Source organism: Actinoplanes sp. NPDC051346 (genome assembly GCF_040682215.1).
Taxonomy (GTDB): domain Bacteria; phylum Actinomycetota; class Actinomycetes; order Mycobacteriales; family Micromonosporaceae; genus Actinoplanes.
In genome coordinates this window covers 180,613-204,411 of the sequence record NZ_JBFBAJ010000004.1, presented here as the reverse complement: position 1 = coordinate 204,411, position 23,799 = coordinate 180,613, and the positions used below count along the sequence as shown (strand labels likewise).

General features: G+C 72.5%; 17 protein-coding genes. 7 read left to right on the top strand and 10 right to left on the bottom strand.

The genetic code is table 11. The features are described 5' to 3' along the window. Positions 1 to 21 precede the first annotated feature (21 nt). The 4 genes from chvE to araB all read right to left on the bottom strand — a co-directional run bounded on the left by chvE (position 22) and on the right by araB (position 5,021). Positions 22 to 1,149: a multiple monosaccharide ABC transporter substrate-binding protein gene (gene chvE, locus AB0M36_RS12200; RefSeq protein ID WP_364155727.1), complete on the bottom strand. Its 1,128-nt coding sequence runs from the start codon at positions 1,147 to 1,149 to the stop codon at positions 22 to 24. Between the two features lie 91 nt (positions 1,150 to 1,240). Beyond that, complete coding sequence (araA, locus tag AB0M36_RS12195; protein ID WP_364155725.1) at positions 1,241 to 2,728, bottom strand: L-arabinose isomerase; 1,488 nt, start codon at positions 2,726 to 2,728, stop codon at positions 1,241 to 1,243. After that, a complete protein-coding gene (locus AB0M36_RS12190; RefSeq protein WP_364155723.1) occupies positions 2,725 to 3,399 on the bottom strand; it encodes an L-ribulose-5-phosphate 4-epimerase in 675 nt (224 codons plus the stop codon). Before AB0M36_RS12190 ends, araA begins: the two co-directional genes overlap by 4 nt. Then, positions 3,396 to 5,021 carry a ribulokinase gene (gene araB, locus AB0M36_RS12185; RefSeq protein WP_364155721.1) on the bottom strand — a complete coding sequence of 542 codons (1,626 nt, stop codon included), beginning with the start codon at positions 5,019 to 5,021 and terminating at the stop codon, positions 3,396 to 3,398. Before araB ends, AB0M36_RS12190 begins: the two co-directional genes overlap by 4 nt. A 127-nt stretch (positions 5,022 to 5,148) precedes the next feature. On the opposite strand from araB, the gene AB0M36_RS12180 reads away from it, so the two are divergent. The 4 genes from AB0M36_RS12180 (at position 5,149) to AB0M36_RS12165 (ending at position 9,487) form a co-directional block, all read left to right on the top strand. Continuing rightward, positions 5,149 to 6,579, top strand: a complete 1,431-nt coding sequence (locus AB0M36_RS12180; RefSeq protein WP_364155719.1) for a DUF2252 domain-containing protein — start codon at positions 5,149 to 5,151, stop codon at positions 6,577 to 6,579. Further along, positions 6,576 to 6,980, top strand: a complete 405-nt coding sequence (locus AB0M36_RS12175) for a TIGR03618 family F420-dependent PPOX class oxidoreductase (protein WP_364155717.1) — start codon at positions 6,576 to 6,578, stop codon at positions 6,978 to 6,980. The genes AB0M36_RS12180 and AB0M36_RS12175 overlap by 4 nt, the downstream gene beginning before the upstream one ends. Before the next feature lie 49 nt (positions 6,981 to 7,029). Then, positions 7,030 to 8,343: an acyltransferase gene (locus AB0M36_RS12170; RefSeq protein WP_364155715.1), complete on the top strand. Its 1,314-nt coding sequence runs from the start codon at positions 7,030 to 7,032 to the stop codon at positions 8,341 to 8,343. Between the two features lie 181 nt (positions 8,344 to 8,524). Next, a complete protein-coding gene (locus tag AB0M36_RS12165; RefSeq protein WP_364155713.1) occupies positions 8,525 to 9,487 on the top strand; it encodes a pirin family protein in 963 nt (320 codons plus the stop codon). A 1,537-nt stretch (positions 9,488 to 11,024) separates the two neighbouring features. On the opposite strand, the gene AB0M36_RS12160 is transcribed toward AB0M36_RS12165, so the two are convergent. Further along, positions 11,025 to 11,702, bottom strand: coding sequence for a hypothetical protein (locus AB0M36_RS12160; protein WP_364155712.1), 678 nt, complete (start codon positions 11,700 to 11,702; stop codon positions 11,025 to 11,027). A 1,077-nt stretch (positions 11,703 to 12,779) separates the two neighbouring features. Between AB0M36_RS12160 and AB0M36_RS12155 the strand changes: the two genes are divergently transcribed. Next, on the top strand, positions 12,780 to 15,896 hold the full coding sequence (locus tag AB0M36_RS12155; protein ID WP_364155710.1) for a hypothetical protein: 3,117 nt from the start codon (positions 12,780 to 12,782) through the stop codon (positions 15,894 to 15,896). Here AB0M36_RS12155 and AB0M36_RS12150 read toward each other — a convergent pair. From AB0M36_RS12150 to AB0M36_RS12135, 4 genes are read right to left on the bottom strand one after another with little or no spacing between them, the layout of a single operon-like run. Beyond that, positions 15,868 to 17,019, bottom strand: coding sequence for a GGDEF domain-containing protein (locus AB0M36_RS12150; protein ID WP_364155708.1), 1,152 nt, complete (start codon positions 17,017 to 17,019; stop codon positions 15,868 to 15,870). The genes AB0M36_RS12155 and AB0M36_RS12150 overlap by 29 nt on opposite strands. 41 nt (positions 17,020 to 17,060) lie before the next feature. Then, entirely contained in the window at positions 17,061 to 18,245 is a 1,185-nt protein-coding gene (locus AB0M36_RS12145; protein ID WP_364155707.1) for an ABC transporter permease, read from the bottom strand. Further along, positions 18,242 to 19,051: an ABC transporter ATP-binding protein gene (locus AB0M36_RS12140; protein WP_364155706.1), complete on the bottom strand. Its 810-nt coding sequence runs from the start codon at positions 19,049 to 19,051 to the stop codon at positions 18,242 to 18,244. Before AB0M36_RS12140 ends, AB0M36_RS12145 begins: the two co-directional genes overlap by 4 nt. Beyond that, positions 19,048 to 20,388, bottom strand: a complete 1,341-nt coding sequence (locus AB0M36_RS12135) for an efflux RND transporter periplasmic adaptor subunit (RefSeq protein ID WP_364155704.1) — start codon at positions 20,386 to 20,388, stop codon at positions 19,048 to 19,050. The genes AB0M36_RS12140 and AB0M36_RS12135 overlap by 4 nt, the downstream gene beginning before the upstream one ends. Positions 20,389 to 20,848: 460 nt before the next feature. Between AB0M36_RS12135 and AB0M36_RS12130 the strand changes: the two genes are divergently transcribed. Further along, positions 20,849 to 21,067 (top strand): hypothetical protein, encoded by a 219-nt coding sequence (locus tag AB0M36_RS12130; RefSeq protein ID WP_364155702.1) that lies wholly within the window; start codon positions 20,849 to 20,851, stop codon positions 21,065 to 21,067. A gap of 135 nt (positions 21,068 to 21,202) precedes the next feature. On the opposite strand, the gene AB0M36_RS12125 is transcribed toward AB0M36_RS12130, so the two are convergent. Beyond that, positions 21,203 to 22,081, bottom strand: a complete 879-nt coding sequence (locus AB0M36_RS12125; RefSeq protein WP_364155700.1) for a CAP domain-containing protein — start codon at positions 22,079 to 22,081, stop codon at positions 21,203 to 21,205. Positions 22,082 to 22,374: 293 nt separating this feature from the next. Between AB0M36_RS12125 and AB0M36_RS12120 the strand changes: the two genes are divergently transcribed. Continuing rightward, positions 22,375 to 23,742 carry an acyltransferase family protein gene (locus AB0M36_RS12120; RefSeq protein WP_364155698.1) on the top strand — a complete coding sequence of 456 codons (1,368 nt, stop codon included), beginning with the start codon at positions 22,375 to 22,377 and terminating at the stop codon, positions 23,740 to 23,742. Positions 23,743 to 23,799: the final 57 nt, after the last annotated feature.

Genomic DNA, 23,799 nt, shown 5'->3' with positions numbered 1-23,799 from the left:
GAAGGATGGTGTCGGCGCCGGTCACTTCAGGTCGGCCTCGGTGTAGTAACCGCTGGCGACGAGCTCCTTCTGATAGTTCGTCTTGTCGACGATGACCGAGTCGAGCAGCATCGACGGGACGATCTTGTTGCCGTTGTCGTAGTCCTTGCTGTTGTTGGTCTTCGGGGTCTGTCCCCTGAGCACCGCGTCGGCCATCTCGACGGTGGTCTTGGCCAGTGCCCGGGTGTCCTTGTAGATGGTGCTGTACTGCTCGCCCGCGATGATGGACTTCACCGACGCCTGCTCGGCGTCCTGACCGGTGACGATCGGGTACGGCTGGCCCGCGGCGCCGTAGCCGTTGCTCTTGAGCGCCGACAGGATGCCGATCGAGAGGCCGTCGTAGGGCGAGAGCACGCCGTCGACCTTCGCGCCGCCGCGGTACGTCGAGGTCAGCAGGTTCTCCATCCGGTCCTGGGCGACCTTCGCCTGCCAGCGCAGCGTCGCCACCTGCTTGAAGTCGGTCTGCTTGCTCCTCACGACCAGGGTGCCGTCGTCGAGGTAGGGCTTGAGCACGCTCATCGCGCCGTTGAAGAAGAACGTGGCGTTGTTGTCGTCGGGGGAACCGGCGAACAGCTCGATGTTGAGCGGACCCTTGGCGCTGCCCTTGGAGCCGTCGGCGTTGACCACCTTGAGCCCGGTCAGCAGCGACGTGGCCTGCTGCACGCCGACCTTGAAGTTGTCGAAGGTGGCGTAGTAGTCGACGTCTGCGCTGTTGCGGATCAGCCGGTCGTACGCGATGACCGGGATGTTGGCGGCCTTGGCGTTCTCCAGCTGGGTGGTGATCGCGGTGCCGTCGATCGACGCGATGACCAGCAGCTTGGCGCCCTTGGTGATCTGGTTGTCGAGCTGCTGCGTCTGGGTCGGGATGTCGTCGCCGGCGTACTGCAGGTCGACCTTGTAGCCGAGCGCCTCGAGCTGCTTCTTGACGTTGTCGCCGTCGCTGATCCAGCGCTCGGAGGACCGGGTCGGCATAGTCACGCCGACGAGCGCGCCCTTGTTGTCGGCGCCGGCGCCCTGTTGGTCGATCGTCTTCTCGCTGGAACCGCAGGCGGCCATCGCCGCCGCGAGCGTCATGGCCGTGGCCACCGCCGCGAGCCGGATGTGCTTCATCGTTCCTCCTTGAGGGGTCACGGCGGACTTTCCCGCACGTTCGATCAGAAGTGAACAGGCCCGGACATGGTTGTTACCGGGCCGTTATCTTTCAGCGCGGAAACTGCCGGTAGTACGCCTGGTTCCAGCGCACCCGGTCGGCGAAGTCGTGCGTGGTCGTGGTCTCGTCGATCAGGAGCAGTTCGGTGTGCAGCATGTGGGCGAAGTCGCGCACCGCCTCCACGCCCACAGCCTGGGTCAGCACGGTGTGGTGTGGCCCGCCCGCGGTCAGCCAGGACTCGGCCGACGTCGGCAGCGACGGCGCCGGCTTCCACACCGCCCGCGCGACCGGCAACCTCGGCAGCGGCTCGTCCGGCGGCGTCACCTCGACCGTGTTGGCCACCAGACGGAACCGGTCGCCGAGGTCGGCCATGCCGATCACCACGCCCGGTCCGGCCGCGGCGTCGAAGACGAGGCGTACGGGATCCTCACGGTTGCCGATGCCCAGCGGATGGATCTCGCACGACGGCCGGGCCGCGGCGATGCTCGGGCACACCTCGAGCATGTGCGCGCCGAGGATCTTCTGCTCGCCCGGACCGAAGTGGTAGGTGTAGTCCTCCATGAAGGAGGTGCCCGCCCCGGCGCCCGTACCCATCGCCTTCACGGCCGCGAGCAGCGCCGAGGTCTTCCAGTCGCCCTCGCCGCCGAAGCCGTAGCCGTCGGCCATCAGCCGCTGCACGGCCAGGCCGGGAAGCTGGCGCAGGCCGCCCAGATCCTCGAAGTTCGTGGTGAAGGCGCCGAACCCGCCGTCGGTGAGGAACCGCCGCAGTCCCGCCTCGATCCGCGCCGCGTAGCGCAGCGAGTCGTGCCGGTCGCCGCCGCGGGCCAGCTCCGGCACCAGGGTGTACGCGTCCGCGTACTCGGCGACCAGCGCGTCCACCGCCGGCTCCTCGACCGCGTCGACCACCGCGACGAGGTCGTTCACGCCGTACGTGTTGACCGAGACGCCGAAGCGCAGCTCCGCCTCGACCTTGTCGCCCTCCGTGACCGCGACGTCGCGCATGTTGTCGCCGAAGCGCGCCAGCCGCAGGCTGCGCAGGCGGGCCGCGCCGGCGGCCGCCCGGGCCCAGCCGTCGACGCGGGCGACGACCGACGGGTCGGCGGCGTGCCCGGCGACCGTCTTGCGGGCCACGCCCAGCCGAGTCTGGATGTAGCCGAACTCCCGGTCGCCGTGCGCGGCCTGGTTGAGGTTCATGAAGTCCATGTCGATGGACGCCCACGGCAGCGTCTCGTGCAGCTGGGTGTGCAGGTGCAGCAGCGGCTTGCGCAGCGCGTCCAGGCCGGTGATCCACATCTTGGCCGGCGAGAACGTGTGCATCCAGGCGATCACGCCCAGGCACGCCGGATCGGCGTTGGCCTCGAGCATCACCGTACGGATGGCGGCGCTGTCGGTGAGCACCGGCCGCCCGACGAGTTCGGCGCTCAGCCCGCCGGCGACGAGCAGCGCCTGGATCTGCTGCGACTGGGACGCGACCTGGTCGAGCGCCTCCGGGCCGTACAGGTGCTGGCTTCCGGTCAGGAACCAGATCTGGGGCTTCACGAGGCGCTCTCCTGTCCATAGGCGTGCTGGTAGCGGGCATAGAGGGAGTCGATGTCGCGCTGGCCGAGCGGCAGCGGCTCGCCGATCTGCCGGCAGATGTGCACGGTGCGGGCCACGTCCTCGCACATGACCGCGGCCTTGACGGCGGCCTTCGCGTCCGCGCCGACGGTGAAGACGCCGTGGTTGCGCATCAGCACCGCCGGCGACCGGTGGCCCCGCAGCGTCTCGACGATGCCGCGGCCGATGGAGTCGTCGCCGATGAGCGCGAACGGCCCGACCGGGATCTCGCCGCCGAACTCGTCGGCGATCATCGTGAGCACGCACGGGATGGCCTCGCCCCGGGCGGACCAGGCGGTCGCGTACGTCGAGTGGGTGTGCACGACCCCGCCGACGTGCGGCAGGTGACGGTAGACGTAGGCGTGGGCGGCGGTGTCGCTCGACGGGCTCAGCACGCCCTCGACGAGGTTGCCGTAGAGGTCGGTGACGACCATGTTCTCCGGGGTGATCTCGTCGTAGCGCACCCCGGACGGCTTGATGACCAGCAGGTCCTCGCCGGGAACCCGGGCGGACACGTTACCGGCCGTCCACACGACGAGGTCGTTGCGCGGCAACTCGGCGTGCAGCTCCGCGACCTGCCCGCGGATCGTCGTGAGCACACTCGCGGCGATCATGACCGCACCGCCCGGCGCCGGATCGCGCGCAGCTTGCGCATCACCGCGTTCTGGCCACGGCCGAAGTAGTCGTGCAGTCGGGTGTATTCCTCGAACAGCTCGTCGTAGACGGCGCTCGCCCGCGGGTCGGGACGCCACACCGCCTCCCGCTTGCGGCCCATCGCCGCCGCCGCGGCCCGCACATCCGGGTACGCCCCGGCGGCGGCCGCCGCGTGGATCGCCGCACCCAGCGCCGGACCCTGCTCCGAGCCGATCACCGACAGCGGCCGCCGGAGCACGTCCGCGTAGACCTGCATGACCAGCGCGTTTTTCATCAGACCGCCGGCGACCACGAACTCGCGGACCGGCACCCCGGCGCGCTCGAAGGTCTCGACGATCGTCCTCGTGCCGAACGCGGTCGCCTCAACGACGGCGCGGTAGACGTCCTCCGGACGGGTGGCCAGGGTCTCGCCGAGCACCAGCCCCGACAGCTCGTGGTCGACCAGCACCGACCGGTTGCCGCTGTGCCAGTCCAGCACCAGCAGGCCGTGCTCGCCCGGGCGCTGCGCGGCGGCGAGCTCGGTCAGCCGCTCATGGGTGTAGGTCGGTGGCACATAGTGGGCGAAGATGTCGCCGACCCCGCTCTGCCCGGCCTCGTATCCCCACAGTCCGGCCACGACGCCGCCGTCGACCACTCCGCACATGCCAGGGACGGCGACCGCCTCGGCGCCGTTGATCACGTGACAGGTCGAGGTGCCCATGATGGCCACCAGTTGCCCCGGATCGAGCGCCTGGGCGGCGGCCGAGGTGACGTGCGCGTCCACGTTGCCCACCGCCACGGCGATGCCCTCGGGCAGCCCGGTCCAGCCGGCGGCCCGCGCGCTCAGCGTGCCGGCGGCCTCCCCCAGCTGCCCGATCGGCTGGTCCAGCTTGTCGGCGACGAACCCCGCGAACGCGGGGTTCAGCTCGGCGAGGAACGCGCGCGACGGGTAGCTCCCGTCCTGACGGATCCCCTTGTATCCGGCCGTGCAGGCGTTGCGGACATAGCGGCCGGTGAGCTGCCAGACGATCCAGTCGGCCGCCTCGACCCAGCGGTCCATGGCCGCGTAGATCTCGGGATCCTCCTCGAGCAGTTGCAGCCCCTTGGCGAACTCCCACTCGGAGGAGATGAGTCCGCCGTAGCGGGCCAGCCACGGCTCGCCGCGCGCCGCGGCGAGCCGGCTGATCCGGTCGGCCTGCGGCTGGGCGGCGTGGTGCTTCCAGAGCTTCACGTACGCGTGCGGCCGGTCGGCGTACGCCGCGAGCTCGCAGAGCGGCGTGCCGTCGGCGGTCGTGGGCACCATCGTGCAGGCGGTGAAGTCCGTCCCGATGGCGACGACCAGAGCCGGGTCGACGCCGGCGGCGGCCACGGCGGCGGGAACGGCGTGTCGCAGCACCCCGACGTAGTCGGCGGGCACCTGCAGCGCCCAGTCGTGACCGAGCGGGGTGCCGGAGGGCAGGGAGTCGGTGAGCACAGCGTGCGGGTAGTCGTAGGCGGCGGTGCCGAGCTCGGCGCCGTCGGCGACCCGGACGACGACGGCCCGACCCGAGAGGGTGCCGAAATCGACACCGACCACGAAGGACTGGTCAGAGGCAGCGGACATAGCCCGTAGTGTGACCGCTAACATTTTTACCTGTCAACGCCTACGGCGCCGCGAATTGTTAGCGATCACATTGCTGGCTGTTCACCCGGTGCCGGTGATCGTGGCGGGTTGCGTACCCTCGCTGGTGATGGACGCGAGCCCGGTCTTCCCACCGCCGAACGGTCATGTCGTCTTCGACACCGGCCGGGACGAAGGCTTCACCTCGCTGCGCCTGCCCGGCCGGCCCCGCGCCGAGCGCTACGAGCTCGGCCGCTCCCTGCGCGAACGCTCGCCGCGCTCCGACCTCGCCCACTGGTCGCCCCCGCCGCACCGGCCCGACCCGGTGGACCAGCTCGTCGCCGCGCACGAGGGCCGGCTCGACTGGCTGATCCCCGTCCGCGTCGGGAGGATGATGGCCTCGCCGTACGCGTTCCTGCGCGGCTCGGCGAACATCATGGCCGACGACTTCGCCGGCCTGCCGGCCACCGGCATCACACCGGTCATCTGCGGCGACGCCCACCTGGGCAACTTCGGGTTCTACGCCTCCCCGGAGCGCGAACTGGTCTTCGACCTCAACGACTTCGACGAGGCACACCCGGGCGCCTGGGAATGGGACCTGCGCCGGCTCGTGACCAGCGTGTGGGTCGCCGGGCGGCAGAACGGCTTCCGCGAGAGCGCCTGCGGCGACGCCGTCCGGCACTGCGTCAGTGAATACCGCGAGCAGATCGGCCACCTCGCCGCACAGCCGCTGCTGGCCCGCTCGTTCGACACCGTCGACGTCGACACCCTGCGCAAAGCCGCCACCAAGGCGAGCTTCCGCGACGAGATCGAACGAGCGGCCCGCCGGGCCCGCCGGCGCACCAGCGACCGGGCACTGCCCCGGTTCACCGAGCAGCGCGACGGCACCGTGCGGCTCGTCCAGGAACCGCCGCTGATCACCCGACCCAGCGACGCCGACCTCAAGCACCTGTCCGCGGCCCTGGACGGCTACCTCCTCTCGCTGCCGCCGCACTGGGCACGGATCCTGGCCGGCTACCGGATCGTCGACATCGCGCACAAGGTCGTCGGGGTCGGCTCGGTGGGACTGCGGGCGTACGTGGCGCTGTGCGAGGGAAGCAGCCCCGACGACGTGGTGTTCCTGCAGCTCAAGCAGGCCCGACGATCGGTGGTGGCGCCTCACCAGCACGGCGCGCGGGCATGGCACCGCCACCAGGGGCAGCGGGTCGTGGAATACCAGCAGGCCCTGCAGACGGTCAGCGACCCGCTGCTCGGCTGGACCACCGTCGGCCGGGTGCAGTACTACGTGCGCCAGTTCCGCGACATGAAGGGCGCGATCCTCGTCGAGGACATCGACGCCCCGGCACTGGAGGACTACGCCGGGATCTGCGGCTTCCTGCTCGCCAAGAGCCACGCCCGCACCAGCGGCGCGTCGATGATCGCCGGCTACATCGGAGGCAGCGACAAGCTCGACGAGATGCTGTGCCGCTTCGCCCGGGCGTACGCGGACCAGGTCGAACGCGACCACGAGCGGCTGGTCGAGGCGGTCCGCGCCGGGGTGCTGCCCGCGGAGAAGGCATGAGCGGGCAGGTCAGCCTCGACTCCCCCACCCTGCGGGAATTCTGGCGGGAACGGCATCTCTGCACCCTGACCACGCTGCGCACCGACGGCTCACCGCACGTCGTGCCCGTCGGCGCGACCCTCGACCCCGACGCCGGACTCCTGCGGGTCACCGCCTCACGGACCTCGGCCAAGATCCGACACGTGCTCGCCGGGGCGCCGACGGTAGCGGTCTGCCAGGTCGACGGCGCGCGATGGTGCACGGTCGAGGGGCTCGCCGTCGTCCGCGACGACCCGGAATCGGTGGCCGAGGCCGTCCGTCGCTACGCCGAGCGCTACCGCGCGCCCCGACCCAACCCCGAACGGGTCGTCCTCGAGGTGACGATCACCAGGGTGCTCGGGTCGGCCCGGCTCCACGCATAGGTACGCGGGCTCATCCGCGCGGGTCGATACCACGGCAGGGTGTGGTGTCATGACATCCGCCACGCTGTCAGCAGCCCGGCTCGCCGCCCACACCCCGCCCGGCCGCGACCGCTACGTCGACCTGCTCCGGGTGATCTCGCTCGGCGTCGTCATCGCCGGGCACTGGCTCATGGCCGTACCCGCGCCGGGCGGCGACCGCGTCACCAACATCCTCGCCGTCGTCCCCGCCCTGCAGCCACTCACCTGGTTGTTCCAGGTCATGCCGCTGTTCTTCCTCGTCGGCGGCTTCGCCCACGCGACCGCCCTGACATCGCTGGCCCGACGCGGCGGCGGCTACGCCGACTTCGTCAGATCCCGGATCGCCCGCCTCCTGCGCCCCACGGCGGTCTTCCTCGGCGTCTGGCTGGCGGTGGCGCTCGGCGCGGGCCTCGCCGGCCAGGACCACGGCATCGTCCGCGTGGCACTGCGCACCGTGGTCCAGCCGCTCTGGTTCCTCGGCGTCTACCTCGCGCTGATCGCGCTGGCGCCGACGATGCTGCGCCTGCACCGCAGATTCGCCGGATGGGTCCCGGTCACGTTGCTCGCCGCGGCCGCCGTCGTGGACACGCTGCGCTTGCACGGGTACGGCGGAGCGGCCGTGCTCAACCTGCTGTTCGTGTGGCTCGCGGTGCACCAACTCGGCTACCTCTACGCCGACGGCACCCTGCAGAGGTGGGGCGGACTCCTCACCGGCGGTGGCCTGGCGGCGTTGCTGGCGCTGACCGTGCTGGGGCCGTACCCGATCTCGATGGTGGGCGTCCCCGGTCAAGCGATGTCCAACATGTCCCCGCCCACCATGGCGTTGGCGGCGCACGCGCTGTGGCTCACGGGCCTGGCGATGCTCCTGCGTGGACCCGCGACCCGCCTGCTCGCCCGGGCCCGCGTCTGGCAGGCTGTCGTGGCCGCGAACGGGCTGGCGATGACCGCGTTCCTGTGGCATCTGAGCGCGGCGTTCGCGCTGCTGGCGGCCTTCCGGTCCGGCATGGGCGGACCACCCGGCACGCTCTGGTGGTGGCTGACCCGACCACTGTGGCTGGCCGCCGCCGCAACCATCACCGCCGCCTTCGTGACAACCTTCCGGCGCTTCGACACGGTACGACCGGCGACAATCCTCCCCGGCGCCTCCCGACCGGCGGCGGTCGCCGGCGGGATGCTGTGCACGGCGGGGGTGCTGGGGGTGTCGGCGGTGGGGTTCGGCGGGCTGCTGGAGGGGCGGACGGTGGCTGTGGCCGGGGTGTCGATGAACGCGCCGGTGGCTTTGGGGTTGATGGTGGTTGGTGCGGGGTTGCTCAGGGGGCGGGTGTTCAGCCCGGCTCAGTGGTAAGGGTCGCGTCGGTCTTCTGTGTCGCGCCTTTCTTGGCGCGTCGGCCTTCTTTGGTCACGGCGGCATTCTTTGTCGCGCCTTCTTTGTCGCGCCTTCTTGGTCGCGCCTTCTTTGGCGCGTCGGCGGCGTTCGGCGCGGAGACGGCGGGAAAGTGTCGGACCCCGGGAGTAGCGTTTTCCCGGTGAGCAGTCTGGAAGCGGACCCGGAGGTCCCCGGCCCGGCGCGGTCGTCCCACGAGGTGGAGCTCCTGGAGGGAGCGTCGGTTGCGCTGGGTGGCCCACGGGGCATGGACGTGGTGCGGACCCTGCCCAGCAGGCACCGGCGCATGGTCGGTGCGTGGTGCTTCCTCGACGCCTACGGGCCGCACGACCTGACCGGTTCCGCCGGGATGCGGGTGGGGCCTCACCCGCACATCGGACTGCAGACGGTGAGCTGGCTGGTAAGCGGCGAGATCCTGCACCGCGACAGCCTCGGTCACCGGCAGGAAATCCGGCCCGGCCAGCTCAACCTCATGACGGCGGGACGAGGGATCTCCCACTCGGAGGAGACACCGCCGGTGCGCAGCTCTGTGCTCCAGGGCGTACAGCTCTGGGTGGCGCTACCCGACAACGACCGCGACACGGCACCCTCCTTCGACCACCACCCCGACCTGCCCACCCTGACCGACGGCGGCCTGACAGCGACGGTGGTCATGGGCGAACTGGCCGGCGCGACATCCCCCGCGCGCTGCTACTCCCCGCTGGTCGGCGCGGAGATCACCCTCACGGCCGGCACGGAAGCACAGCTGCCCCTGAGACCCGACTTCGAATACGCGATCCTGACCCTGGACGGCGCGGTGACAGCGGCGGACACCCCGTTGAAACCCGGGCCACTGCTCTACCTGGGCTCGGGACGGTCGACGCTGTCGCTCTCGGCCGGACCGCAGACCCGCCTCATGCTTCTGGGCGGCGAGCCGTTCACAGAGAAACTGGTGATGTGGTGGAACTTCATCGGCCGCGACCACGACGACATCGTGAACGCGCGACAGGCCTGGGAATCGGGCGAAGACCGGCGATTCGGGACGGTACACGGCTACGACGGCCCGCCCATCCCGGCACCGCCAATGCCGGTCACCCGACTGGTCCCGCGAGGGCGAGTGCGGTGACGGCTCGCTAGCCCGCAAGCTCCCGCGCGCGAAAGCGGTCAGAAGCCACCCGCACGGGGGCAGCGGGAGCCCGCCCGCTCGCGGAAGCAGCGGGAGCCCGCCCGCTCGCGAAAGCAGCGGAGGCCCGCCCGCTCGCGGAAGCAGCGGAGGCCCGCCCGCTCGCCGGGGCAACGGGAGCCGGCGCACAGGAAGGGGGAGCTCCCTGGGCACGGGAACAGCAGAAACCCGCCCGGCGGGGCAATGGGCGCCCGTCAGCAGGATGGCGAAAGCCCGGGGCGCTCGATCGGCTCCCCTCCAACGAGAGCTCTCCCGCCGTCCGCTCGCAGAGGGAACCACGGTGGTCGCGTGTGAGTGCGCGAGGAGGTGTGTTCGGAGGGCTTTCCGCACCGTCCTTGTTCGGCCCGCCGTGAGGACTGTCGTGTTCCGCGCTTCTTGGCGACTCCCGGCGCAGGGTCACCCCGTCCGGATCCCGCTGGGGCTGTGGCAGACTCCGCCATACGCCGTGGCATTCCGGCCCGGCGAGGTATTCGCTCGGCATGATCCATTTCTGTCTATCGGTGTCGGGTATCCGTCTTGTCGCCGGGTTGCTTCCGGGTCCGACGTGTGCCGAATCGGCCCGCACCGGCCCCGGGCATCGGGCGGGCACCGCAGTGGGTCGGGCCGTTGGCTGCTCGGTGACATCGCGTGCTGGCGTGATCGGGGGCTTCGAACGTGATCGTTGACATGGTCACTGTCGGTAGCCGTACTTATCAAAGCGGTGTCTGCAGTGGGTGGCGTTTATCTCTGGGCCGCCGAGCGGGTCTTAAAATTGGCTTAAATTTGCCGGGAATTTTGCCGTCGGAAACGGTAGGGGCGCCCCAGGGGCGACAAAAGTTACGGGAAGATCGCCATTACTCTGCGTATGCTTGCCGGAGCATCCGCATCACCTGCCACAGGAATTGAACCGATAGGCGGCCGGGGACCGTACTATCCGTCGACAGGTTCTCCCGGTGGGGCGTGGCGGCGGGACGGTCGGCGGACGTCAGGGGCGTCCGTGGGTCGGGTGACGCGCTCCAGCGGGCGGTAGCGCCGCAGGCAGGAGCGCGGCTAACCTCCCACTCGACCGCGTGGAAGGTGGTAACGGGCGCGCGGGGGCAGCGTACGTGGCGGCGAGGGCGGGGGGACGAATGCGGCGACGGGCCGGCGCGGCGCTCCTCCGACCGCGGCTCGGGGCCGGGGGGACCCGATGAGCTACGAGGACGACGAGTACTGGGACGCCGAGTACGACGACGATCCTCCCGTGCCGCGTGCGGATTCCACCGTCACGGGGCGTGATCCGCATGCCGAGGCGGCCGTTCTTTCGCGATGGGGTCCGGACGTTCGGCGCAAGCCGGAGGCGCAGCGGCCGACAGCGCGTGCGCAATACATCGAAGATGATGACTTCGGTGTGGCGCCGCGCATTTCTCGTGCGCCGGAAATGGCCTCGGTGCGTCCGCTGGAACCGCCCGTCGACGAGCTTGCCGAACGCAGGCAGCGACGGCAGGTCGGCCACGAACGGTCACCGGACCGCGAGCTTCAGATCAGCTCCGCCTTCGACGGCGACCGCCCCAGTTGGCTGGACGATCCGGAATTCCAGGAAGCCGACCTCTATGCCGCGCCGGTCTCCCCCGGCATGGACGGCTGGGCGGTGCGCAGCCTCGACTTCGACGAGCTCGAGTACGACGACCGTGACTTCGACGCCTCCGACTGGGAGGCCCAGCGCCGGTACGTGTCGGCTCAGCGCGCCCGGCGCATCGAGACATCGTCGTTCTGGGACGGCGACCAGACCGATGAACCGGAACGCCCCCGCCGCGGCCGCCGCAAGGAGCGCGAGGCGCCGGCCAGCGGGCGAGCGCGGGTCACGCCGCCGGACAGTCCGCGGGCCACGCCACCGGACAGCGAGCCGCGCCGGCCCGCGCAGGACGACCGGCGCTCCCCCGACCGCCAGGACGAAGTCGCGTACGGCCCGACGCGGAACCGCCGCGATCCGTCCCACCGCGACGACGAGCGCCGGGATGCCGCGGGGCGGGGCGCCCGAGACCGGCAGCGTGACGACCGCCGGCGGCAGGATCGGCCGCGCGTCGAAGAGCCGGCCGCGTTCCGGCAGGACGTGGGAGATCCGGCCGCGCTCCGGCGCGACGCTGGGGACCCGGCGGCCTTCCGGCACGACGCTGGGGACCCGGCGGCCTTCCGGCACGACGCTGGGGACCCGGCGGCCTTCCGGCGCGACGCTGGGGACTCGGGTGCGCTCCGGCGTGGGGTTCCGGGCGGAGATTTCCGGCCTGGGGTGGCGCAGCCCGGCGCCTTTCCCTACGACGGTGGGCCCGGAGATCCCCGACGCGATGTGGAGCAGCCCGCTGCCTTTCGGCGGGGTCCGGAGGCGCCGGCCGAGCTCCCGGACGGCAGGAACTCGCCCGCGACGCCGCAGCGGCCTCAGCCGACGGGCTCTGTGCCGGGTGGCGGCGCCGCTGCCGCGGGACGTGCCAGGGTGCGGCCCGCTGGGGAGGATCCGGCCGCCTTCGCGCACGGCGAGAACGAGGCCGCCGTGCGGTGGGCGGATCAGCGCGACTCCTTCCAGCGGCCGGAGCACCGGCGTGTGGAAGAGCCGGAGTTGCCCGCCGAGCCCGTCCCGTACCGTCCGCGAACGGATGCTCCCGCTGCCGCGGCGTCACCGGGCGACGATCGCGCGCCGGAGCCGGAAGGCGATGGCCCGCGCGTCCTGAGCCGCGCCACTCCGCCCACCGCGCCGCGGATCCTCAGCAAGGCCACCCCTCCGCCGGCGCCGAGGGTTGTCAAGAGGCCCGAGCCGCCGGTCCAGCCCCGCGTCATCGCGGCGCCGCCGCAGACGGCGGCGCCCCGGGTGGTCACGCCCGCGCTGCCTACGGTGCCTAGGACTCCGGCCGCGCAACAGCCGGGTACGCCGACAGCTCCGCGCCCGGACAATGGTCCTCAGTCGCCCGCCTCTCAGCCGGTCGGGCGTCCGGCCGGGGCCGAGCCGAGGTATCCGGCGGCGGTCGACCAGGGTGCGCCGCACGGCTCGACCGGGCAACCGGCCGTAGAGGAGCAGGTCGCGCAGCATGGGCCGGCCGGCCCGAGACATCCGGCCGTCAACGACCAGGGCGCGCAGCGTGGAATTCCCGGGCGTCCGGCAGCATTTCATCAGGGCGCCGAGGGCCAGCGGCCGTCCCGGGTCGGCTATGTCACCTCGGATGGTCCGATCATTCCGGCTTCCCCGGACCGCAACGCGCCCCGTTCCGGTCGTGGGACGGCGGCCGTGCCGCCTGTTGTGCCTGGCTACCCCGCGCGGTCGCCGCGTGAGGAACAGCGTCCGGACAACCCGGCGGCGTTCATGCCCGGGCCGCAGCTTGCGGACCCGCCCATCAGTCCGGCCGCATACGCTCCCCGGCAGGAGCCTGTCAGCCCCGCCGGCTTCCAGGAGCGCCCGGACCTCCCGGTCAGCCCCGCCGCCTACGGGCCCCGGCAGGATGGGCCCGTCAGCCCCACCGCCTACGGGCCGCGCCAGGATGGGCCCGTCAGCCCCGCCGCCTTCCAGGAGCGCCCGGACCTCCCGGTCAGCCCCGCCGCCTACGGGCCCCGGCAGGATGGGCCCGTCAGCCCCGCCGCGATCCAGCAGCGCCCAGACAATCCGGTCAGCCCTGCCGCCTACGCTGCCCGGCAGGACGAGGCTGTCGCGCTCCCGCACCGCCCGGACAATCCGATCAGCCCTGCCGCTGCCGGACCCGGCGCGCCTCCGGTGCAGCATGCCGCCCCGCCGTCCGCGCCGCAGGGCGCGCCGCTTTCTGCGCATGGCGCGCCGCCGCCGATGCGCCGGCCTGCCGTAGGGGCGGCGCCGGAGAGCCGCGGCGAACGGCCGTCGTTCGAGGCGCCGCAGGCGCCGCCGGCGTTCGCTCCACGGACGGATCGGCCGGCCGCACCGTCGGTTTCGGCCGGGGACGCGCGCTTCGGGCCGCAGACGCTTCCGGTTCAGGATGACGCCGCGACGGCGGAACGGCCGATCGTGGGTGGGCCGCGCACCGCGATGATCCTTGGTACCGGTGTGCCCACCCCCGTTCCTCCGTCGCAGCGCCCACCGTCCCGGATCGCGCCGGTCAGCGGCATGCCCGGCCACGACTGGGCTGCCAGCGTGCCCGCCCAAGAACGTCCCATCAGCGGCGCACCTGGCCAAGACCGCCCGACCAGCGGCGCGCCCGGCCACGAGCGCCCGACCAGCGGCGCACCCGGCCACGAGCGCCCGACCAGCGGCGCACCCGGTCAGGACCGTCCCGCCAGCGGCGTGCCCGGCCACCAGCGTCCGATCAGCGCGACGCCGGAGGCGGGTGCACCAGAGAATCAGGGACGGCGCCCGGTGCCGGCGTCGGGTTCGTCCGCCGCTGGGCGGTCGACCGTCGATCCGCGCCTTCTCGGTGCGCCGACTGGCGAGCTGCCGATCATCGAGGCCGGAACGGCGAACGCGGCCGAAGCGACCAGCGGCAATGCGCCAGCCGGCGGCCTCCCGAATGCCGGCGCGGTCCGTGTTCCGGCGCCGCGCCTCCCGCAGGCCCCGGTGCCCGCCCCCGACGCCGGCGCCGCGCGTGCGGCGCAGGAGGCCCGCCAGGCCGAAGCAGCGCGCCAAGCCGAACTGGCGCGCCAGGCCGAAGCATCACGCCAGGCCGAAGCGGCACGCCAAGCCGAACAGCAACGCCAGGCCGAAGCGGCACGCCAAGCCGAAGCATCACGCCAGGCCGAAGCGGCACGCCAAGCCGAACAGCAACGCAAGGCCGCTGCGGCGCGCCAGGCCGAACAGCAACGCCAGGCAGAGGCGGCACGCAGGGCGGAGGAAGCACGCCAAGCCGAAGCGGCGCGCCTGGCCGAAGCGGCACGCCAAGCCGAAGCAGCGCGCCTCGCAGAGGAAGCGCGCAAGGCGGACGAGGCGGCGCGCAAGGCCGAGCAAGAACGCCAAGCGGAGGCAGACCGCCAGGCGGAGGAGGCGCGCAAGGCCGAGGAGGCTCGGCGGGCCGAGGCAGTCCGCCAGGTGGAGGCCTCGCGAGCGCTCCAGAAGGACGTCCCCGCCCAACCGGTCTCCGTCGTGCCTCCCGCGTCCCGCCCAGGGCCGAACCCGGCGGCGAACGCCGAGCCCATCGGCCGGTTGCGCACGTCCGGCCCGGACGGCCCGCGTAAGTACGCGGACTCCGACCTTGGTCCCACCTGGTTCGTCCCCAAGAGCGCACCGAAGGCCGAACCGGCGGTGCCCCCGGTCGAGAACGACGGGGTAGTCACCGACTCGGCAGCTGACTCCGAACCCGCCCCGACGGAGAGCAGCCCGGCCCAGGCGCAGGACGCCGCGGCGTCCGTCCCGGTCTCGGGTGGGCCGACGTCCCCGGCCGCGCCGAACCAGAACGGCATCTCGATCGACCTCGACCTCAGCGGTCTGATGAACGGCCTGGTCGCGGCGGCCGACACCACCTCCGACGCCACGCCGCGGACGGAGGACGCCGCGCCGCGGACGGAGGACGCCACGCCGCGGACGGAGGACGCCACGCCGCGGACGGAGGACGCCACGCCGCGGACGGAGGACGCCGCGCCGCGGGCGGAGAAGGACCCGACCCTGCCGGAGGTAGACCCGACCCGGGCGCACGAAAGCCCGGTGCAGGAAACCTCGACCCAGGCCCATGAGACGACGGAGATCTCGGGGGAAGAACCGCAGCACACCGCCGAGCATCCGCAAGACCAAGACCGACGGGAAGAAGCCCCGCAAGACGACAAGCGCCGGCCCGTACGTCTGGAGGATCTCGCCGCGATTCGTTGGCGGCTGGACGGGGGCACGCTCAAGGAGGTCGTCGACGACCGGGACGCGCTGCGGGCGCTCGGTGAGCGGCTGGACGGTCCGCTCGCCGAGGAGGCTGACAACGTCACGCGGGCCGGGCTGCTCAGTGTGCGGGCCGAGGTGTATCGGCTGTTGGACGAGCTGGGGCTCGCCGCGGCCGCGAGTCGGCTGGCGTTGGCGCATGCCGAGTCGGCGGGGGATGTGCAGGCGATCGTCATTGCTCAGGCGGAGCTTGCTCACGTGCTTCGACTGCGGGGTGACTACCAGGAGGCGGATCGGCTGTTCGAGCAGGCCGCCAGTTCCGACGCGCCCGAGGTGGTGCGCAGCGTCGTGCATGAGAACGCCGGGCGTAGTGCCTTCGATCAGGGGCGGTACATGGAGGCGCTCGATCATTTCGCGCGGGCGGTGCGGTTGGGGTTGCCCGACGATCAGGAGTTGGCCGAGCGGATCGATGTCGCGCTGGAGGCCGTCTACATCCACGTGCTGCGGGACGGGTGGGGGCCCTATCCGCGGCTGCGCCGCGAGATTCTCGGGCTGGTCAAGGCCGCAGCTCCGACAGCACGGTGAGGTCGGGTACGCGGTCCAGGTCGGGTACGCGGTCCAGGTCGGGTACGCGGTCCAGGTCGGGTACGCGGTCCAGGTCGGGTACGCGGTCCAGGTCGCGCCGGCGGCCCGCCACCGCGACCCTGCCGCGTCCGGAGGCCTTGGCGTCGTAGAGCGCCGTGTCCGAGGCGGCCACCAGTTCCGCCGCCGTGGCGGCGTCCTCGGGGAACACGGCGACGCCGATGCTGAGGCTGGGCGCGCCGCCGGGCAGGTCGCGGACCGACGCGGCCTCGGCGCGCAGTTCCTGTGCCACGGCGACCGCGGACGGGCGGTCGAGGCGGAGCAGCATCACGAACTCGTCGCCGCCGAGGCGGGCCGCGATGCCTCGGTCGCCTGTCACCGTACGCATGGAAGCCGCCACCGCTTGCAGCACGCGGTCGCCCTCCGTGTGGCCGTACGTGTCATTGATGGTCTTGAAGTAGTCCAGGTCGACGGTGAGCAGGGCGAGGCTGCCGCCGGCGCTCAAAGCCTGAGCGGTCTCGAGGGCGAGCGACTCGGTGAACCAGCGCCGGTTCGCCAGGCCGGTGAGGGCGTCGGCGTTGGCCTGCTGCTCCAGCACCGTGCGGAGCTGGTCGTTGCGTTTGCGCAGGCTCGACACCACGATCATGGCCATGGTCATGGTCAGCATCGTGGCCACCCAGTCCATCAGCCCCCGGGCGGGCCCGAGGATCGTGAAGACGGTGGCGGCGTCGCCGGCGAAGACCAGCAGCATGTTGGCGTAGATGGCCTTGCGACCGAGAAAGTTGGCCACGTACAGGACGGGCCAGAGGTAAAAGAACTGTGCCCCGGTGCTGGCGTCGTTCGTGATGATGTTGAGGCCGGTGATCAGGGTCGTGGACAGCATCGGCACGATGAGCCAGAAGGAGCGCGGCACCTCCGCGGGCCGGAACCAGGAGGCGACGCCGAGGCTCGCCATGAACAGCACGCTCGCGATCACGGCCGCCCGACCGGAGATCGTCATGCCCGACCCCAGGACGCCGGTGACGAACACGTACGGTGTGGCGGCCAGGACGAGGTACGCGACCGCACGGGAGGCACCGTGAAGATCGCGCAGCTCGAATCCGGAGCGGTCCGTCCTGAACAACACGTCCACACTTCGGCCACCCGCCGCCGGGGTTGAGCGTTTGCTCATTCGGTGCGCAGGGCCACAACCGGGTCGAGCCGTCCGGCACGCTGAGCGGGCACGACGCCGAAGACGATGCCGACGACGGCCGAGACGCCGAACGCCAGCGTGAGCGACCACCAGGTGATCGCGGCCGGCACCGGCGACAGCCGGTCGACGAGCAGGGCGGCGGCGATCCCGAGCGCCATGCCGAGGATTCCTCCGAGCGTGGTGAGCAGGACGGCCTCCAGCAGGAACTGCAGGCCGATGTCGCGGGGCCTGGCGCCGACGGCCTTGCGGAGGCCGATCTCGCGGGTCCGCTCGCGCACCGAGACCAGCATGATGTTGGAGACGCCGACGCCGCCGACGAGCAGGCTGATGCCGGCGATCGCCGCCAGGACGCCGGTGAGGACGCCGAGGATGTCGCCGAGTACGCCGAGGATCTGTTCCTGGGTGACCGCGCTGAAGTCGGTCTCGGGGTGGCGCTCGCCCAGCGTGGCGACGATGTCGGCGCCGAGCGCGTCGATGCCGTCGCGGTCCGGGGCGCGGACGGCCAGACCGTCGATGCGGTCCGTGCCGAGCAGCCGGTGTGCCGCGGTGACCGGTACGTGCACCTCGTTGTCGCGGTCCACGCCGAGGCTCTGCCCGAGCGGTTCGAAGGTGCCGACGACCCGGAAGCGGACGCCGTCGAGGGTGATCTGCCGCCCGACCGGGTCGCGGTCGCCGAACAGCCCGGTGGCGACCCCCGCGCCGAGCACGGCGACCCGCCGGGCGGTGTTGACGTCGGAGCGGGTCAGATAGCTGCCGCGGTCGAGGCGGCGGACGAACACGGCCGGGGTCGTCTCGAGGACGCCCTGCATGCTGGTGAAGACCGAGCGGCTGCCCGCCCGCACGGTCTCGCCGGACGCGACGGTGACCGCCACGCGGGACCGGTCGCCGACGATCCGGGTGACGGCGTCGACGTCGTCGAGCGACATCGTGGAGACCGAGGGCGTGGCGCCGGCCTCGAGTCGCCCGGGTACGACGATGAGCAGGTTCGAGCCGAGCCCCTCGACCTGCCGCTCGATCTGCTGCTTGGTGCCGGTGCCGATCGCGACGAGGGCGACCACGGAGGCGACGCCGATGACGATGCCGAGCATGGTGAGCGCGCTGCGCAGCCGGTTGGCGCGCAGCGCGTCGAGCGCAACCCGCCAGGCCTCCGCCAGCCTCATGCGTCCCCACCCGCGAGCGCCTCCCCGCCAACGATCGCGTCCCCACCCGCGAGCGCCTCCCCGCCAACGATCGCCTCCCCGCCAACGATCGCGTCCCCGCCCGCGAGCGCGTCCCCACCCGCGAGAACGTCCCCGCCCACGATGCGGCCGTCGCGCATGACGATCTGGCGGTGGGCGCGGGCGGCGACCTCACGGTCGTGGGTGACCAGGACGACCGCGACGCCGTCGGCGTTCAGCGACTCCAGCAGGGTGAGCACCGACGCCCCGGTGGCAGAGTCGAGATTGCCGGTGGGCTCGTCGGCCAGCAACACCGACGGGCTCGTCACCAGCGCCCGGGCGATCGCCACGCGCTGCTGCTCGCCGCCGGACAGCTGGTTGGGCCGGTGATCGACCCGGTGTCCCAGGCCGACGCGGTCCAGCAGCTCCGCGGCGGGGGCCCGGCGTTCCCGGCGGCCCACGCCGCGGTACACCAGGGGCAGCGCGACGTTGTCCCGGGCGCTCGTGCGCGGCAACAGGTGGAAGGACTGGAAGACGAAGCCGATGACCTCGTTGCGCAGCCGGGCCAACTCGGGCGCCGACAGCGAGGTGACGTCCCGGCCGCCGATGAGCAGGCTGCCCGCGGTGGGCCGGTCCAGGCCGCCGAGCAGGTGCATCAGCGTCGACTTTCCCGAGCCGGAGGCGCCGACGATCGCGAGGTAGTCGCCGCCTCCGACGGTCAGCGATACGCCGCGCAGGGCGGGCACGGAAAGGCCGTCCAGGTCGTAGGTACGGGTCACGTCGGTGGCGACGATGGCCGGCGGGCTCACGGCAGGTCCTGTCCCGGGCTGACCTGGTCGGCGCCGGCGACGACGATCCGCTGGCCGGCGTCGAGGCCGGAGACCACCTGCACCAGGTCCTCGCCCTGGACGCCGAGGGTCACCGGCACCCGTTCGGCCTTGCCGCCGCGCACGGCCCACACGCCGTCACCGCCGTCGCGGGAGACCACGGCGCTCGCGGGTACGGTCACGGCGTCGGTGGCCTGACGCACCCGGAGCCGGACGATGGCGCTCATGCCGGGCCGGGGCGCGGGGGCGGCCGTGCCGTCGGGGTACGTGCCCCGGCCCAGCGTCAGCCGTACCCGGTAGGAGACGCCGCCCCGGGCCGAGGTGGTGGGCAGCAGGTCGATGGCGCGGACCGTGGCCACGTAGCGGGCGCCAGCGGCGGCGTCGAGCTCGACCGTGCCGGTGCCGCCGGCCTTGACCAGCAGCACATCGGTCTCGTCGACCTCGGCGGCCACGCCGAGGCCCGCGACGTCGACGACGGTGAGGATCGGGGTGCCCGCGCCGACGGCGGCTCCGACGGGTACGGCGACGTCCACGCCGGGCAGCGGTGCCTGGGCGGGGGTTCCCACGGCGGTCGGGTCGGCGTTGGAAATCAGGTCGGTCAGTGACGGCGCCGCCGTGGAGGCCGTGCCGCCGAGCTGCACCACGCCGGAGACGGGCGCGCGCAGGGTCAGCGCGTCGACCGACGCCTCGGCCAGCTCGTACGCCTGTCGGGCCTGCACCCGCTGGGCGGCGGTGAGGGCGTCGACGGCGGCGGCCACGCTTGCCACGCCGCTCTGCACCGACCGTACGGCGGCGCCGGCGGCCGCGGAGACGGCGGCGTACTGTCTCTGGGCCGCGGCGACCTGGGCGAGCAACGCCTTGCGGAGCGCCGGGTCGGTGATCTCTTCGGCGGCCTCCCGGGCGGCGGCGAAGGCCTTCGCCGCGTTCGCGTCGGTGCGCCGGCGGGCCGCGGTGAAGCCCGCCGCGCCGCCACCGGTGGAGACGTTCCCGCCGGAGGCGGCGTCCAGGGCCTCGGCCGCGTCGTCGAGGCGTTTCTCGGCGGCGGGCGAGTCGACGATGGCGACGACCTGGCCCTTGCGGACCCGGTCGCCGGCGTCGACCCGCAGCTCGGCGAGGGTGCCGTCGGCGGGCGAGGTGACCGTGCCGGCCGCCCGCGCGGTCACCGCGCCGGACGCCTCGACGATCTCGTCGACGGTGCCGCGCGCGGCGGTGCCGACGGTGACGCCGGAGGGCTCGTCGCCGCAGGAGGCCGCGGCCAGCGGTGGCAGCAGGACGCAGGCGAGCAGCAGGACGGTGGCGCGACGGGGGGATCGAGACACGCACGCCACTCTATGCCCGAGCCCGGGGCACCACCGACCAAGCGAAGCGCCCGAGCCCGGGGCACCACCGACCAAGCGAAACGCCCGAGCCCGGAGCACCACCGACCAAGCGAAACGCCCGAGCCCGGAGCACCACCGACCGAACAAAGCGCCCGGGCCCGACACGGACCCGATCGCCAGCGGGATCCTCACCCGATAGCGGGCCCGGTCGCCCGTGCGAAGGTCACCCGGAGGACTGACCGATATCGGACGCGGCCGTAAATACCGGGCCGGTGTCGCGTATCCGCACGGTGGCTGGCGGGAGGCCGACAGCGCCCCTCACCACGGCGTGCCAGCCTGTGAGGTGGTCCCGCCGAACGGACCGGCGCCGATGACAATCGGCCGTCCTCATGAACCGCGCGCCCCTCCGCGTCCGTAATCCCCAGCACGGTGCCCACTGCGTACGCGAAGGAAACGTGACATGTCGCTCCACGGTCTTCCCACTTCCGCGATGATGCGCGCCGACGAACTGACCGTCGTGCACCATGACGACACGGTGAGCACGTTCACCGATGTCACCTACACGCTCAGCCGCGATGGCCTGCGGGTGTTGACCGCGGCCGGGGACGAGAAGGCGCTGCCCAGCCACGACATCCTGACCACCCACGCCCGGTTCGCCCATCCACCGCTGGCTGCCTGAGGCCAGCGGCGACCCGAGGCCAGCGGCGGCCCGAGGCCAGCGGCGACCCGAGGCCAGCGGCGACCCGAGGCCAGCGGCGACCCGAGGCCAGCGGCGACCCGAGGCCAGCGGCGACCCGAGGCCAGCGGCGACCCGCTACTGGGGCGTCGCGAAGTTCTGCACCCAGTAGGGCGTGCGGTCCGCGGAGAAGGCGAGCCCCAGGCCGACCTCGCGCAGCCGGCAGTCCAGGATGTTCTCGCGGTGCTCGGGGCTGTGCATCCAGCCGTCCACGACCTCGAAGACGCTGTCCTGACCGCGGGCGATGTTCTCCCCGTAGCGCGACCAGTCGTATCCCGCGTCGCGGACCCGCTCGCCGGCCCGCTCGCCGTTCGGGGCCTCGTGGGCGAAGTAGCCCCGCCGCGCCATGTCGGCCGCGTGCCGGTTGGCGGCCATGATCAGGCGCCGGTCGACGCCGACGCCGTCGCAGCCGGCGCGGCGTCGGTGCTCGTTGACCAACCGCAACGCCTGCTGCTGGACGTCGCCGCCCGGGTCCATGGAGAGCGCCTGACTCGACGTGACGTCGCGGTGCGCCGCCGAGAAGGTGGGCCGCTGCGGCTTGTCCTTGTCCGCTCCCCCGCCGGCGGGTTCTGGGTCGCGGTCGCCCCCGGGCCGCGCCGGCTTCGCGCCGGCAGCGGAAGGCGCCGGCTCACCGGTGGGCGCGGTCCGGTCATCATCGGGTACGGCGGAAGCGGACGCCACGCCGGGTACACCGGGAACAACCGGCGCCAGGGACACGGCCGGCGGGGCGTCGGCGTGCGGGGTGTCGGCGGGCAGGGCGTCGGCGGGCAGGCCAGGGGAGGAGGGCAGGCCGGCGTCGGCGGGCAGCTGGGGGATCGCCGGCACGTCGGGGACCACCGCCGACGGCAGCGCCGGCGTGTCCGAAGTGGTCTCCGCGCCCGCGGTGGTCGCCACCATGACTCCACCCACCAGAACCGCCGATACCGCGACGGCCACCACGACAGCAGGCTTGCGCACCGTTGTTCCCTACTTCCGTACTCGTGGCGCCGCGCCCCGTGCACACCGCCCTCGAGGGTGACCAACGCGGCGGCGAGGAGCCCGGTGACTCGCGGCCGTGTCCGCGTCCTCCCCGCCGGCAGCCCGTAAGAGCCGCTCTGAGCTGGGATTTCGACCGTCCACAAGGGGATGCGGGCGCCGCACAGTCGCACGCACAAATGCGACACTTCACCCCTTCGGGGTAACCCGGCCGGGCGTACTTGCCGCCCGGGCGGCCGGTCCCCCACGGCCCGCGTCGTGGCTACCGTTTCGCGGTGCGCAACCGCTACCTGGATCTCCTCCGGGCCGCCGCCATCACCCGCGTCGTCCTCTACCACCTGTTCGGATGGCCATGGCTGTCGATCCTGCTGCCGGCGATGGGCATCATGTTCGGCCTGGCCGGCTCGCTGACCGCGGCGTCGCTGGACCGGCGCGCCGCCGGGAAGGTCATCGTCTCGCGCATGCGCCGGCTCCTGCCACCACTGTGGCTGCTGGGCCTGCTCGCCGTGCCGGCGATGATCTACGCGGGCTGGGCCGACCAGGAGGGCGGGATCCGACCCTCGAGCTGGAAACTGGTCCTGTGGATCCTGCCGCTCGGCGACCCACCGGGCAGCATCGCGGGCACGGACGTGTGGGAACCCCTCTGGTACGTGCGGGCGTACCTGTGGTTCGTGCTGCTGTCGCCGGTCATGTATCTCGCGTACAAGAAGATCGCCTGGGGAGCGGTCGCGGCACCGATCGCGCTCATCGCGGTGCTGGACAAGACCGGGTTCGAGCTGCCGTTCGGCCGCGCGGACGCGGCGATGTGGGACTTCGCCACGTACGGGGCCTGCTGGATCGTCGGCTTCGCCCACCACGACGGCCGGCTGCACCGGCTCCGTCCCGGCCTGGTCGCGGCGGCGACCGCCGTGCTGGGACTCGCGGCCCTGTACTGGCTGCACGACCATCCGGGCGAGGGCGGATACGACGTCAACGACGTGCCGGAGGCCCAGGCCCTGTGGTCGCTGGCGTTCGTTCTGCTGGTGCTGCGCTGGCGGCCGGACATGACCTGGCTGACCCACATGCGCCCGCTGGACCGCGCGATCAACCTGCTCAACGCCCGGGCGGTCACCGTCTATCTGTGGCACAACATCGCCATCGCGGCGATCTGGCCGGTGCTGACCGTCGTGGCCCTCGACGATCTGGGTTCGCTCGAGGGCCCGGTGTCGCTGGGTGCGACGGCGGCGCTCACGGCGGTGGCGGTGCTGGCCTTCGGCTGGGCCGAGGATCTCGCGGCGCGCCGCCGGCCCCGGCTCTGGCCGGCCTCCGCCTCTGAGCCACCGGCCACGCGGCGGGAAAACGCGGCCGGGGAACACCCGGCGACGCACGCAGAAGCAAGGCCCGCGCACGCAAGGACGGGACCCGCGCATGGAGAAGACACGGTGGCATGGGCGGGCACTCCGGCCGCGCGGGCAGACGACGTGACGAACACGGAGCCATATCCCCACCCGCCATATCCGAACGCGCCATACATCCCCGGCGCCCAGCACCACGACCCGCCGAACCACGACCCGCAGCATCACGGCCCGCCCGCGCAGGCACGCCGGGCGACGGCGCCCGAAGAGCCGGCCGTCTCGTGGTTCGGCGGGCAGGAACGGGAGTGATCCCGGCGGGCGGCCGCAGGAAGGGATGAACTGAAACGTTCTCGCCAATGCGGCTGA